Below are 12538 nucleotides of genomic sequence, written 5' to 3'. Positions count from 1 at the left end.
GCCTCAGTTCTCGCGGCGGGAGGTGTCGTCGATGGCCGCCCGGACGGTGTCCGAACCGGGGGCGTGGGGGCTTCCCCCGGCAAAGAGGCGCATACGCTCCAGCACGTCCTCGGCCGTGGGCCGCTCCATCTCGTCCACGATCCGCCCGTCCGCCAGGAACAGCACCAGATCGGAGTGGGCCGCCGCGCCCGGATCGTGGGTGACCATGACGACGCTCTGCCCCAGCTCGTCGACGGCCCTGCGCAGGAACCCCAGCACCTCGAGCCCGGCCCGCGAGTCCAGATTGCCCGTCGGCTCGTCCGCGAAGATCAGCTCGGGGCGGGAGACCAGCGCCCGGGCGCAGGCGACGCGCTGCTGCTGCCCGCCGGACAGCTGGGAGGGCCGGTGCCCGAGCCGGTCCCGAAGCCCCAGTGTGTCGATCACCTGGTCGAGCCACTCCGGGTCGGGCTTCCTGCCCGCGATGTCCATGGGCAGCGTGATGTTCTCGGCCGCGTTCAGCGTCGGGATCAGATTGAACGACTGGAACATAAAACCGATCCGGTCCCGGCGCAGCCGGGTCAGCTCGCGGTCCTTCAGGCCCGTGATCTCGGTGTCGCCGAGCCACACCCGGCCCGCCGACACGGTGTCCAGCCCCGCCAGGCAGTGCATCAGCGTGGACTTGCCGGAGCCGGAGGGGCCCATCACCGCGGTGAAGCGGCCGCGTGCGATGTCCACGTCGACCGCGTCCAGGGCGAGCACCGCCGTCTCACCCGTGCCGTAGGCCTTCGTCAGGCCACGGGCGCGGGCGGCGAACCCGTCCGCCTCCGAGCGGCCGGGAGCGTGCTCCGCTGCAGCAGTGGACAAGACCGCCTCCTTCGTCGTGGACGTCCCGACCGTCGTGGACATCCCGACGTTCTGGTCTTCCCCGTCCCGGCCGAGCGTAATGTGATGCACCACACACCGGGTATACCCCCGGGGGCCGGCCGCTCGCCAGGGCCGTCCTCTTGCCGGTGCTAGCACCCCGGCGCTAGCGTCGAGGCATGGCGAAGACCCAGCTGAACGTGAGGGTGGACGAGGACACCGCCCGAGCCGCCCGCGAACGTGCCCTGGAGCGCGGTATGAGCGTCAACCGGTACATAGAAGAGCTGGTGCGACAGGACACCGGGGAGGCCGGCCACACGTTCGTCGAGGCCGCCGCCGACTTCATGAAGCAGTACGAGTCCGTCTTCGCCGAGGAGTTCGGCACCACCAGCGAGGGCTCCCCCGAGCACCGCAGCGAAGGTCGTCGCTGACCGTTGAGCCAGCTGAGAATCGACCTCGCCTGGCTGCTGATGGTCGCCGAACAGAAGACGCCCGGAGACCCCCAGGTCACCGACTGGGGGGCGCTCGTCGCCGCGGTGTGCCGGCACGACGCGGAGATATTCGGCGTCCCCGTCTACGACACCCCGCACGCCCGCGCCGCCGCCCTCCTCCAGCTGCTGCTGCACGTTCCGGCGCTGGAGCGCTCCAACGCACTGTTCGCCTCCGCGGTCGCCTACGCCTATCTCGTCGCCAGCGGCGTCAAGGTCGTCACCACGCCGGAACAGGTGCGGGATCTGGCCCGACTGGTCAAGAGCGGGGACGCCTCCGTGCACGACATCGCGCAGGAGCTGCGCCAGTGGAGCCTGTGACGCCTACTCCGTGAGGTCGGGCCGCCAGGCGGTGCCCAGCACGCAGTACGAGGTGGGCAGGCGCGGCCCCTTCTCCGGCATCAGCAGCCGTTGGTACGGGCCCAGTTCGAATCCGGCGGCGCGCAGGGCCGCCACCGGGTCCCGGGAGAGGTGGCAGCCACCGCTGAGCGGTGGCCACACCGTGCGGTCCAGGGCGCGCTGGGCGTACCGCATCACGGGCCCGCCGCCCACGCCGTGCTCGTAGAACCGCAGCGTGCCGCCGGGCCGCAGCACCCTGCGCAGCTCGCCGAGGGCCCGGGACACGTCCCGCACGCTGCACAGCACCAGCGACAGGACCGCGGCGTCGAAGGCCTCGCTCTTGACCGGCAGCGCCTCCGCCGCGCCCGGCACCACGTCCACGGGGACGTCGGCCCGCAGGGCCGCCTCGACCGCCTTCCGCCGCAGCAGTCGCTCGGGTTCGATCGCGACCACCTCGGAGACGGTGCTCGGGTAGTGGGCGAAGTTCAGGCCGTTGCCGGCGCCGATCTCGATGACCCGGCCGGACAGCCCGGCGAGCAACCGGTCCCGTACGGCCCCCATGCCGAGGCGAGTCTCGGCTGCGACGCTGAGCCGGGCGTAGGAGCGGGCGAAGATCGGATGGTGCACGGAGTCCCGCGGCACCGCGCGGGGGCGAACGGACCGCAGCGGCATGGAGCACCTCCCGGACGAGGACGGGCGTCAACGGCATTCTGCCCTGCGCACGTCCCGCGCATCCGCGTCCGTCCGGACGGTATACCTGCGGGCGTGGCCGGCCGGTCACGGGCGGACGCCGACGTGAGCGTCTCCTGGGTATGCGGACGGGTGCGCCGGGCGCTACGCCGCGAACCTCGACGTGAAGGTCCCTGCGTCCCACGTCCCGCCCAGCCGTGGCGCCAGCCAGCCGGCGGCCTCGGCCCGGAAGGCCGCGGGTGCGTGGGAACCCGCGCCCGCGGGCAGCGCACCGAGGAGCGGGACTTCGGTCACCACCGGGAGGTCCGCCAGGTTGCAGCGGGAGGCGAGGTCCGGGGACTTCGGCCAGCTGCCGATGACCACGCCCGCCGGCTCCAGCTGCCGGCGCCGCAGTTCACGTGCCGTCAGCTCCGTCGCGTTCAGCGTGCCGAGGCCCGCCGACGCCACCACCAGCACCGGTGCCCCCAGCAGCCGTGCCGCGTCCGCCAGGGTGCCGCCCTCGTCGTCGAACCGCACGAGCAGCCCGCCGGCCCCCTCCACGAGGACCAGGTCGTGCTCGACGTCCAGTTTCGCGGCGGCCTCCGCCACCTCGTGCGGCCGCACGGGCGCCATCCCGGCCCGCCGGGCGGCGGTCGCCGGCGCCAACGGTTCGGGATAACGGGCGAGTTCACGTACCGTCACGGCGCCCGAGAGGCGGGCCACCTCGTCGGCGTCCCCGCGTTCGTCCGCCCGTACCCCTGTCTGCGCGGGTTTGAGCACCGCCACGGACCGCCCGGCGGCGACGGCCACCGCAGCGACGGCGGCCGTCGTGACCGTCTTGCCGACTTCCGTGCCGGTCCCCGTGATCACCAGTACCGTCATGTCATCCTTCCCGTGCCGCCGCGCACACCGCGCGCGCGATCCGTGCCACGTCCGCGTCCCCGGTCACATACGGCGGCATCGTGTAGACGAGGTCCCGGAACGGCCGCAGCCACACACCCTCGCGCACCGCCGCCCGCGTGGCCGCCGCCATGTCCACCTCGTGGTCGAGCTGGACGACCCCGATGGCGCCGAGCACCCGCACGTCCCGCACCCCCGGCAGGTCCGCGGCCTCGGCCAGCCCCTCACCGAGGCCCGCCTCGATCCGCTTGACCTCCGAGTGCCAGTCCTGCCCCAGCAGCAGCCCGACGGACGCGCAGGCCACGGCCGCCGCCAGCGGATTGCCCATGAACGTCGGGCCGTGTGCGAGCACCGGCACCTCGCCGCGCGAGATGCCGTCGGCGACCCGCGCGGTGCACAGCGTGGCCGCCAGCGTCATGTAGCCGCCGGTCAACGCCTTGCCCACACACATCACATCCGGGCTGACGGCCGCGTGTTCCGCCGCGAACAGCGCTCCCGTGCGGCCGAAGCCGGTGGCGATCTCGTCGAACACCAGCAGCACGTCGTGCGCGTCGCACGCCTCGCGCAGCACCCGCAGGTAGGCGGGGGAGTGGAAGCGCATGCCGCCCGCTCCCTGCACCACCGGCTCCACGATCACCGCGGCCAGCTCGTCCGCGTGCCGGGCGATCAGCTCGCGCAGATGCTCCGCGTACGACTCCTCGTACTCGGTGGGCGGTGCGTCCGCGAACACCTGGCGTGGCAGCACGCCGGACCACAGCCCGTGCATCCCGCCCTCGGGGTCGCACACCGACATCGGGTTCCAGGTGTCGCCGTGGTAGCCGCCCCGCCAGGTCAACAGCCGTTGCTTCCCGGGCCGGCCGAGCGAGCGCCAGTACTGCAGGCACATCTTGATCGCCACCTCGACCGACACCGAGCCGGAGTCGGCCAGGAACACGTGCTCCAGGCCGTCCGGCGACATGTCGACAAGGAGCTTCGCGAGCCGGACGGCGGGCTCGTGGGTGAGCCCGCCGAACATGACGTGGCTCATCCGCCCCAGCTGCTCGCGCGCCGCCTCGTTGAGCACCGGGTGGTTGTAGCCGTGGATGGCCGACCACCACGACGACATCCCGTCGACCAGCTCGCCCGAGCCGTCCGCGAGCCGCAGCCGGACCCCGCTCGCCGACTCCACGACGAGCGGTTCGACGCGCCCGGGCATCGGGCCGTACGGATGCCACACGTGCCTGCGGTCCAGCTCCAGCAGCTCGGGAACGCTCAGGCCGGCCGGCTCAGGCATTGGGCGCGAGGTCCGTTCCGGCGCCGCGGCGGCGCACGGCGACGAGGTCGGTACGGGGCTCCTTCGCCGACGGAGCGGGAGCCGAACCGCAGACTCCGCCGCCGTCGTGGCAGCCGGTGGAGCCGGCGTCATGGCAGCCGCCGCCCGCCCGGTGCTCCGGCAGGGTCACCTGGTCGGTGCCCTCCACCTCGAAGCCGGCGTCCGCGATCATCTCCAGGTCGGCCTTGCCCGCCTGGCCCTCGCTGGTCAGGTAGTCGCCGAGGAAGATGGAGTTGGCCAGGTGCAGCGCGAGGGGCTGCATCGTGCGCAGGTGCACCTCGCGGCCGCCCGCGATGCGCACCTCGACATCCGGACACACGAACCGCACCATCGCCAGGATCCGCAGACACCGCTGCGGGGTGAGGTTCCACTCCTTGGCCAGCGGGGTGCCCTCGAACGGGATCAGGAAGTTCACCGGCACGGAGTCCGGGTCCAGCTCGCGCAGCGCGAAGACCACGTCCACCAGGTCCTCGTCGCTCTCGCCCATGCCCGCGATGAGCCCGGAGCAGGCGGACAGACCGGCGGCGTGCGCCTTCTGCACGGTGTCGACGCGGTCGTCGTAGGTGTGGGTGGTGGTGATGTCGCCGTACGTCGCCTCGGAGGTGTTGAGGTTGTGGTTGTACGCGTCGGCGCCCGCAGCGCGCAGCCGCTCGGCCTGGCCGTCGGAGAGCAGGCCGAGGCAGGCGCAGACCTCCACGCCCTCGTTCTGCTCCTTGATCGTCCTGATGGTGTCGGACACCCGCTCCACGTCCCGGTCGGTCGGCCCACGTCCGCTCGCCACCAGACAGACCCGCTTGGCGCCGCCCGCGACCCCCGCCGCGGCGGCCTGGGACGCCTCGTCCGGCTTCAGCCAGGTGTACTTGAGAATGTCCGCCTTCGAACCGAGCCGCTGGGAGCAGTAGGAGCAGTCCTCGGGGCACAGGCCGGACTTGAGGTTGACGAGATAGTTGAGTTTCACCCGTCGGCCGAACCAGTGGCGGCGTACCTTCCCGGCCGCGGCCACCACATCGAGCACGTCGTCGTCGGAAGTGGCGAGAACGGCAAGAGCCTCCTCGCGGGTCGGCAGCTCGCGCCGCAACCCCTTGTCCACCAGCGTGTTCAGCAGGTCCATGAGAGCCGATCCTGTCCTACCGGAGGGCCCCGGGCCAAGGAGAGTTTGCACAACAGAGACGGTTCGACGTGTGGGTATTGCCACATCCTGGGCGGCTGATCGTCCCGCTAGGGTCTGTGCACTGCCTACAAAACCGCGGAGGAGCCATGGCGTTCGGGTGGATCGACGAGCAGGCACAGGTGCGCCGCCGGGCCGGACTGGTCCGCACCCTGCGCCCCCGCGCCGCCGACTCCCCGCTCCTGGACCTCGCGAGCAACGACTACCTGGGCCTCGCCCGCCATCCGGAGGTCGTCGAGGGCGCCGCGCAGGCGGCCCGGCGGTGGGGCGGCGGTTCCACCGGCTCGCGGCTCGTCACCGGCACCACCGAGCTGCACGCCGAGCTGGAACGCGAACTGGCGGACTTCTGCGGCTTCGAGGCGGCCCTCGTCTTCTCCTCCGGGTACGCGGCCAATCTCGCGGCCGTCACCGCGCTCGCCCCGCACGGCTCCCTGATCGTCTCGGACGCGGGCAACCACGCCTCGCTCATCGACGGCTGCCGACTGGCGCGCGGCACCACCCAGGTCGTCGCCCACGCCGACCCCGACGCCGTGCGCAAGGCGCTCGGCACCCATGAAGGGCCCGCGGTCGCGGTCTGCGACACGGTCTTCTCGGTGGACGGCGACGCGGCTCCGCTGGCCGAACTGGCCTCCGCGTGCCGCGCACACGGCGCCGGGCTGGTCGTCGATGACGCGCACGGACTCGGCGTCCTCGGGCCCGGCGGCCGGGGCGCCCCGCACGCGGCCGGGCTCGCGGGCGCGCCGGACGTGGTGGCGACGGTGACGCTGTCGAAGTCGCTGGGCAGCCAGGGCGGCGCCGTCCTCGGACCGGCGCATGTGATCGACCACCTGGTCAACGCCGCCCGGACGTTCATCTTCGACACCGGGCTCGCCCCGGCCGCGGCGGGCGCGGCACTCGCGGCGCTGCGTCTGCTGCGCCGCGAGCCGGAGCGCGCCGAGCGGGCCCGCACGGTGGCGGCGGCCCTGCACGCCCGTCTCACGGCCGAGGGCCATGAGACGGTACGGCCGGACGCCGCCGTGATCTCCGTGCGGGCGCCTTCCCCGGAGCAGGCCGTACGGTGGGCGGCCGACTGCCGGGCGGCCGGGGTCGTCGTCGGCTGCTTCCGCCCGCCGTCCGTGCCGGACGGCATCTCACGGCTGCGGCTGACCGCCCGTGCCGATCTCACCGACGGGCAGGTCGAGGACGCCGTGCGCGTGATCGGCGAGACGCGACCGTGAGTCGGCGGAACGGCCGTGCATCGCGCGTCATGGGGACCTGAGCCGTACGCCGCCGTACGGAAGCGGTCCCACGGAAGCGGCTTCGGCGAAGCGACCCGGAAATTGGCTCGAAATCGGCTCACTCACCGCCGATTTCCGGGGTGGACGGGGTCAGTTCAGCCCGCTCAGGAACTCCTTCCACGCCTCGGGGCTGAACGTCAGGGCCGGTCCGGTCACGTTCTTGGAGTCGCGTACCGCCACCAGTCCGGCCCAGGGACCGGTGCCCGGACGGGCGGTCTCGACGCAATTGTTCATTCCCGTACTACGACTGCTGCGCACCCAGCGCACACCGTCGAGCGAGGTGCTGGAAGGGATGTGGGGGGTTGACATGGTGCCTCCTTACGCGTCGCCGGCCAACGCGGCGATGTAATCCAACGATTCCTCGGGCGAAAGGGCGTGGATCTGAAGGGACGTGAAGGCCTCGCTGTAGGCCTGGAGGTCTTCTTTCCGTTCGAGATAGAGGCTACTCGTCAAGTGGTCGAGAACGACCACATCCAGATCGGATCTGCTCGGAAATGAGAAGATAACGAAAGGGCCAGTGATACCGATGTGGGCCCCCGCGGTGAACGGCAGGACCTGCAGCCGTACTTGGGGCAGCCGGGCGGCCTCCAGCAACCGCCTGAGCTGCCGCGCCATGACCTCGGGCCCGCCGACCTCCCGCCGCAGCACCGCCTCGTCCAGGACCGCGCTCAGCTCCAGCGGCGGGTCCGCGCGCAGCACGTCCTGCCGGGCCAGCCGCACCTCCACCAGGGCATCCAGCTTGGCGTCCTCCAGGGTGCCGACGGCGGCCCGGGTCACCGCCCGGGCGTACTCGGGCGTCTGCAACAGGCCCGGCACCACGGAGGTCTCCAGCGTGCGCATGCCGCTCGCCTGGGACTCCAGGCTGATGAAATCCCGGTAGGTCGGCGGCAGCACCCCGCGGTAGGCGTGCCACCAGTTCTGCCGGCCGCCGCCGTCCTCGGAGCCGGCCAGCACCAGCAGCAGGTCCCGCAGCTCCGGCTCCTGAACGCCGTAGGCGTCCAGCAGCAGGCGTACGTCCGCCGGCTTGACCCCGCTGGAGCCCGTCTCGATCCGGCTCACCTTCGACTGGTGCCAGCCGACGAGACCGGCCGCCTCCCCGCTGGTGAGGCCCGCCCGGGCGCGCAGGGCGCGCAGTTCGGCGCCGAGCTTGCGGCGGCGCACCGCTGGTCCGTACTGCATGGCCGACTCCTTCCGCACGGCGCGCGATTTCACAGCGAGACGGTAGAGGATGAGCCCGAGGGCACCCCAAACTCGGTCGGTCGTCGCAGAGTTCACCGCTTCGGGCGACAGATATATGCATATCTCGGGGGATCGGGCCCGACAGGGCCCAGGTGGTGGCAGGCTGGCGCGCAGCACCAAGTCCGGGACCGTTACTCGAACCAACCGCTCCGTGTCGGACTCCGGTCCCGTGGGAAAGGGACGACGTCGCCATGGCAGACCACCAGGAAGCATCCGTCACTCTGCCGAGCGATCCCGCCTCGGTCTCCGCCGCCAGAAAATACGTCTCGAGTGTCCTCGTCGAATGGGGGATGCCCGGCGACGCCGAAGTCGCCGACACCGTCCGCCTGATCGTCTCCGAACTCGCCACCAACGCCGTGCAGCACACCCTCGGGCAGTCGCCCACGTTCACGGTCGACATCGCGCTCGACCGGGACGAGTTACTGCGCATCGGGGTCACCGACAGCCATCCGCGCTTCCCCAAGCGCCTGCCCGCCGCCGTGCAGCAGGACAACGGGCGCGGGATGGTGATCATCCGGTGTCTGACCGCCGAGTGCGGCGGGAAGCTGACCGTGCGGCCCACGCGCGAGGGCGGCAAGACGGTCGCGATCGAACTGCCGTGGACGAAGCCGATGCAGCCGGTCGCGGCGTCACAGGGGCCGGGAGAAGCGTGAACGGTGCTCGCGCCCGCCCGCCGTGCGTACCGCTGCCGAAGGCCGGCGGTCGCGGGTCACCGAGGCCCTTCGGGCGGCTCCCGGTCGTCCGGCCCTCCGGAGGTCTGCCGCGGTAGGAGGACCGTGCGCCGCACCACCCAGGGCAGGACGCGCCACAGCCCCACACAGACGAGCAGCGTTCCCGCCCCGGCCGCGATCCCGGCCACGCGGCCCAGGGACACGTCCACCACCAGCAGGACCGATCCGGTGAACGCCAGCATCAGCACGCCCATCCCGATCGTGGCCAGACGGGAGGAGACCTTCACGATGGCGGGCTTGGCGTTCTGCTGGAACAGCGACCGGTGCAGCGCGGCGGGCGCCGTGAACAGGGCCGCGGCCAGCATGGCGAGCAGGAGCGTCGTCACGTAGGTGGCGCGCTGGACCGTGTCCAGGGTGGGGAAGCGCTGGGTGAAGGCCAGGGTCAGCAGGAACGCGAACAGGATCTGCACCCCTGTCTGGGTGACCCGCAGCTCCTGCAGCAACTCGGCGAAGTTGCGGTCGGCACGCTCCAGGGGGGTCTCGCGTCGTGCCTGCTCGGGAGGTCGGTCGGCCATGGTCAACGAGTATCCGCTCAGCCCTCTCCTCACGCCCTCTCCGGTGGGTGGGTTGTGGGGCTGCTGAGCCCGGTGAGCTTGCTGCGTGAGTTGTCGCAGGTGTTCGCCGAGCGGCGGGTCGCGGGGTGACGGCAGGCAGCCGCCGTCACCCCCCGTACGGCCTCAGCGGACGCGGCCGTACCAGACGCTCTTCGTCCAGATCGTCTCCAGCCTGACCACCGACCCGGTCTTCGGGGAGTGCCAGATCTTGCCCTTCCCGGCGTAGATGCCCACGTGGTAGACGTTGCTGCCCGAGTGGAAGAACACCAGGTCCCCGGCCTGCCGCTGGGAGGCGGAGATGTGCCGCGTCTTGTTGTACTGCGCCGCCGCGGTCCGGGGCAGGGTCTTGCCCGCCTTCTTGAACGCGTACAGCGTCAGCCCGGAGCAGTCGAAACGGCGCGGTCCCGCGGCGCCGTACTGGTAGGGGGAACCCTTCTTGGACGCCGCGATCTGCAGTGCCTTCGTCGCCGGGGTCGCGGCGGACGCGTCGGAGGCGATGCCGGGGACCACGATGCCGCCGCCGACGGCGGCGATGGTGAGGGCGGAGGCCGTTCCGGCCCGGCCCAGCAGCGACGGGACTCGATTGAGCGCAGTCATGCGCAACCCTTCGTCAGCCGCCTGTGAAGGATGACCTGTCGGATTCGGGCTGGCGAAGTAGCCCGGCCGCTGACGCGGCTTCACCCCAAGGACCGCCCGGATCTCTCCGGCGGCCCGCCTTGCTGGGTCCTCCACTCCTGCCGATCCACTCCTGTCGACCGGTCATCCGGGCGGCGGCAGGACTCGGCGTCCGCCCGGACCGCCCCGCCGCGGTGGCGGGGGCTTGTCGTCAGGAAGGGATCTTCACCTAAAGGCGTCGGAAAATCACAACGGAATCGGGGGTTTGTGGCATTACTCACCACTCACCCGTTCGGGTGGACAACCCTTCGTTCGAACGGGGTTGAGGGGATGGACGAGGCCCCGGACCTGCACCGGAGCAGATCATTTCGCCCTGGGGCCACGCATGTTGTGCGACTTCCCCGGGCCTCCGGAAGGAGAGGAATCTACTCGGATGGCGGTACCCCGTTCGGCCGGTTTCAGCAACCGCGCGACACGCGGGGTCGGCTCACTCTCCGTCAGCCGGGGTCCGGTGGCACCGTGACGCGGGCCGCGCGGCGTTCGCCGTCGAGGACGCGGAGGGCCCGGGCGAGGGTGGGCCCGTGCAGCTCGTGCTCCCCTCGCTGGTGCATCAGCGTCAGCGCCTCGCGCAGCGCCATCGCCTTGCTCACCAGGGCCTGGGCGGCGCGCAGTCCACGGTAGGTGTCCCCGGAGTGCGCCGGATTGATACGGCCGAGCAGGTCGATCACATCGAGGTAACGGTCGATCAGCTCCGCCTCGGCGCGGGTCAGCGCGGGCAGTGGGGGCAGTTCCGGCGGCAGCATCCGCGCCTCACCTCGCGCCGGGCGTGGTGCGCGAGGCCCTGCGGCTGGGGATGACGCGGTCGATCAGGCCGTACTCCACCGCCGCCGGCGCGTCGAAGATCGCGTCGCGCTCGATGTCGGCGGCGATCCGCTCCCGGCTCTGCCCGGTGTGCCGGACGAGCATCTCCTCCAGCCGGCCGCGGATCCGCGTCAACTCCTCGGCCTGGATGGACAGGTCACTGGCCTGGCCCTCGACGGGCTCCGGCAGGGAGGGTTGGTGGATGACCATGCGGGCGCCGGGCAGTGCGAACCGCTTGCCCGGCGTGCCCCCGGCGAGCAGTACGGCCGCGGCGGACGCCGCCTGCCCGAGGCAGATCGTCTCCACGTCGCAGCCGACGTACTGCATCGTGTCGTAGATGGCGGCCATCGCGCTGAACGAGCCGCCGGGGGAGTTGATGTACAGGGAGATGTCCCGGTCCGGATCCAGGTACTCGAGGTGCATGAACTGCGCCATCACGTCGTTGGCCGACGTGTCGTCGACGGGCGTGCCCAGGAACACGATCCGCTCCTCGAGGAGCTTGGCGTACGGATCGAGGGTTCGATGTCCGTAGCCGGTGCGTTCGGTGAACTCGGGCAGGACATGACGGGCGGACGGTCGGTTCATGGCATGTGCCTCCTCGGGCCGGATCCTGTAAAAAATGTACAGGACGTACGTTCAGTCGAGTGGGAAGCATGCTGTCAGCGAAAACGGCTGCGCGGGCCGTGCGAGCCCTCCCGGAGCCCCCTCGGATCCCAGGGGTCCGGTCGAGGGCTCGGTCTAAGCTGGACGGCATGGCCTACGAGATTCCGGTGACGCAAGCCAGGGCTGAGCTCGCCGATCTGATCAACCGCGTGGTGTACGGCGGCGAGCGCGTCGTCGTGACGCGGCACGGAAAGCCTCTCGTCGCCCTGGTCTCGGCCGCCGACCTCGAACGGCTCGCCGCTCTGGACGCGGCGGAGGAACAGGTGATCAGCTCGGTCTCCAGCGTCCGCGAGGCCGGCTCGGCCCCCCGCGAACGCCACCGCTTCGGCATCGCCGCGGAACACCGGCGGCCGGACGCCTCCTGACCGCGGTCAAACGCCCGGCAGGTCGGCTCCCGGGTGCCGGACGGCGTGCTGGACCCGCGCTCGGCGCAGCGGCCACAGTCCACGGTTAACGTGCTCGAAACCCGGTGCAATTAGCCTGCCCCTCCACGCCACCAGGCACTTTGCCCGGTGGCTGCGGCAACCGGGCCCCGCACGGCCCGGAGCGAGGACTGTGAGGTGGGACGTGCAACTGACCCCGCACGAGCAAGAGAGGCTGCTGATCCACGTGGCGGCCGACGTCGCCGAGAAGCGCCGGGCCCGGGGGCTGAAGCTCAACCATCCCGAGGCGGTCGCGCTGATCACGTCGCACATCCTCGAAGGCGCACGGGACGGACGTACCGTCGCCGAGCTCATGGCCTCCGGACGCAAGCTGCTCACCCGGGACGACGTCATGGAGGGCGTCCCCGAGATGATCCACGACGTCCAGGTCGAGGCGACCTTCCCGGACGGCACCAAGCTCGTCACCGTCCACGACCCGATCGTCTGACGGGGGAGGCCG

The 12538-nt window shown here is 71.5% G+C and carries 17 protein-coding genes and 1 riboswitch; of the genes, 6 read left to right on the top strand and 11 right to left on the bottom strand.

The features are described from left to right. Nucleotides 1–3: 3 nt before the first annotated feature. Entirely contained in the window at nucleotides 4–843 is an 840-nt protein-coding gene (locus ACFYZJ_RS08395; protein ID WP_388564219.1) for an ABC transporter ATP-binding protein, read from the bottom strand. 176 nt (nucleotides 844–1019) lie between these two features. Between ACFYZJ_RS08395 and ACFYZJ_RS08390 the strand changes: the two genes are divergently transcribed. Then, entirely contained in the window at nucleotides 1020–1271 is a 252-nt protein-coding gene (locus tag ACFYZJ_RS08390; RefSeq protein ID WP_388564216.1) for an antitoxin, read from the top strand. Between the two features lie 3 nt (nucleotides 1272–1274). Continuing rightward, on the top strand, nucleotides 1275–1649 hold the full coding sequence (locus ACFYZJ_RS08385) for a fic family toxin-antitoxin system, toxin component (protein WP_388564213.1): 375 nt from the start codon (nucleotides 1275–1277) through the stop codon (nucleotides 1647–1649). Nucleotides 1650–1652: 3 nt separating this feature from the next. Here the strand turns inward: ACFYZJ_RS08385 and ACFYZJ_RS08380 are convergent, their stop codons facing one another. The 4 genes from ACFYZJ_RS08380 to bioB all read right to left on the bottom strand — a co-directional run bounded on the left by ACFYZJ_RS08380 (nucleotide 1653) and on the right by bioB (nucleotide 5659). After that, nucleotides 1653–2339, bottom strand: coding sequence for a class I SAM-dependent methyltransferase (locus ACFYZJ_RS08380; RefSeq protein WP_388564211.1), 687 nt, complete (start codon nucleotides 2337–2339; stop codon nucleotides 1653–1655). Nucleotides 2340–2501: 162 nt separating this feature from the next. After that, a complete protein-coding gene (bioD, locus tag ACFYZJ_RS08375) occupies nucleotides 2502–3218 on the bottom strand; it encodes a dethiobiotin synthase (RefSeq protein ID WP_388564208.1) in 717 nt (238 codons plus the stop codon). 1 nt (nucleotide 3219) lies between these two features. Continuing rightward, nucleotides 3220–4509, bottom strand: coding sequence for an adenosylmethionine--8-amino-7-oxononanoate transaminase (locus tag ACFYZJ_RS08370; RefSeq protein ID WP_388564205.1), 1290 nt, complete (start codon nucleotides 4507–4509; stop codon nucleotides 3220–3222). Beyond that, nucleotides 4502–5659: a biotin synthase BioB gene (bioB, locus tag ACFYZJ_RS08365; RefSeq protein ID WP_388564202.1), complete on the bottom strand. Its 1158-nt coding sequence runs from the start codon at nucleotides 5657–5659 to the stop codon at nucleotides 4502–4504. The genes ACFYZJ_RS08370 and bioB overlap by 8 nt, the downstream gene beginning before the upstream one ends. Nucleotides 5660–5805: 146 nt before the next feature. Here bioB and ACFYZJ_RS08360 point away from each other — a divergent pair, with 146 nt between their 5' ends. Further along, nucleotides 5806–6933, top strand: coding sequence for an 8-amino-7-oxononanoate synthase (locus tag ACFYZJ_RS08360; RefSeq protein ID WP_388564200.1), 1128 nt, complete (start codon nucleotides 5806–5808; stop codon nucleotides 6931–6933). Nucleotides 6934–7083: 150 nt separating this feature from the next. Here the strand turns inward: ACFYZJ_RS08360 and ACFYZJ_RS08355 are convergent, their stop codons facing one another. Both ACFYZJ_RS08355 and ACFYZJ_RS08350 read right to left on the bottom strand, forming a co-directional pair. Beyond that, entirely contained in the window at nucleotides 7084–7302 is a 219-nt protein-coding gene (locus ACFYZJ_RS08355) for a DUF397 domain-containing protein (protein ID WP_388564197.1), read from the bottom strand. A gap of 9 nt (nucleotides 7303–7311) precedes the next feature. Continuing rightward, on the bottom strand, nucleotides 7312–8172 hold the full coding sequence (locus ACFYZJ_RS08350) for a helix-turn-helix domain-containing protein (RefSeq protein ID WP_388564195.1): 861 nt from the start codon (nucleotides 8170–8172) through the stop codon (nucleotides 7312–7314). Nucleotides 8173–8423: 251 nt separating this feature from the next. Between ACFYZJ_RS08350 and ACFYZJ_RS08345 the strand changes: the two genes are divergently transcribed. Then, nucleotides 8424–8885, top strand: a complete 462-nt coding sequence (locus tag ACFYZJ_RS08345; protein WP_388564192.1) for an ATP-binding protein — start codon at nucleotides 8424–8426, stop codon at nucleotides 8883–8885. A 56-nt stretch (nucleotides 8886–8941) separates the two neighbouring features. Here the strand turns inward: ACFYZJ_RS08345 and ACFYZJ_RS08340 are convergent, their stop codons facing one another. From ACFYZJ_RS08340 to ACFYZJ_RS08325, 4 genes are all read right to left on the bottom strand, one after another. Further along, the gene (locus tag ACFYZJ_RS08340; protein ID WP_388564189.1) at nucleotides 8942–9478 is read right to left on the bottom strand and encodes a DUF6328 family protein; all 537 of its coding nucleotides are present in this window, start codon (nucleotides 9476–9478) and stop codon (nucleotides 8942–8944) included. Between the two features lie 162 nt (nucleotides 9479–9640). Further along, nucleotides 9641–10114, bottom strand: a complete 474-nt coding sequence (locus tag ACFYZJ_RS08335) for a C40 family peptidase (RefSeq protein ID WP_388564186.1) — start codon at nucleotides 10112–10114, stop codon at nucleotides 9641–9643. Nucleotides 10115–10117: 3 nt separating this feature from the next. Continuing rightward, nucleotides 10118–10313: riboswitch (cyclic di-AMP (ydaO/yuaA leader) on the bottom strand. Between the two features lie 316 nt (nucleotides 10314–10629). After that, the gene (locus tag ACFYZJ_RS08330) at nucleotides 10630–10935 is read right to left on the bottom strand and encodes a hypothetical protein (RefSeq protein WP_388564184.1); all 306 of its coding nucleotides are present in this window, start codon (nucleotides 10933–10935) and stop codon (nucleotides 10630–10632) included. A gap of 7 nt (nucleotides 10936–10942) precedes the next feature. Continuing rightward, a complete protein-coding gene (locus ACFYZJ_RS08325) occupies nucleotides 10943–11578 on the bottom strand; it encodes an ATP-dependent Clp protease proteolytic subunit (RefSeq protein WP_388564177.1) in 636 nt (211 codons plus the stop codon). A gap of 167 nt (nucleotides 11579–11745) precedes the next feature. Between ACFYZJ_RS08325 and ACFYZJ_RS08320 the strand changes: the two genes are divergently transcribed. Together ACFYZJ_RS08320 and ACFYZJ_RS08315 are read left to right on the top strand one after the other, a co-directional pair. Beyond that, nucleotides 11746–12021, top strand: coding sequence for a type II toxin-antitoxin system Phd/YefM family antitoxin (locus tag ACFYZJ_RS08320; protein ID WP_103838989.1), 276 nt, complete (start codon nucleotides 11746–11748; stop codon nucleotides 12019–12021). 202 nt (nucleotides 12022–12223) lie between these two features. Next, nucleotides 12224–12526, top strand: coding sequence for an urease subunit gamma (locus tag ACFYZJ_RS08315; RefSeq protein ID WP_103838990.1), 303 nt, complete (start codon nucleotides 12224–12226; stop codon nucleotides 12524–12526). The last annotated feature ends 12 nt before the right edge of the window (nucleotides 12527–12538 follow it).

Source organism: Streptomyces sp. NPDC001848 (assembly GCF_042891915.1).
GTDB lineage: Bacteria > Actinomycetota > Actinomycetes > Streptomycetales > Streptomycetaceae > Streptomyces.
Note: the sequence above shows the minus strand (reverse complement) of the source record. Positions and strands in the feature narration are given on the sequence as shown.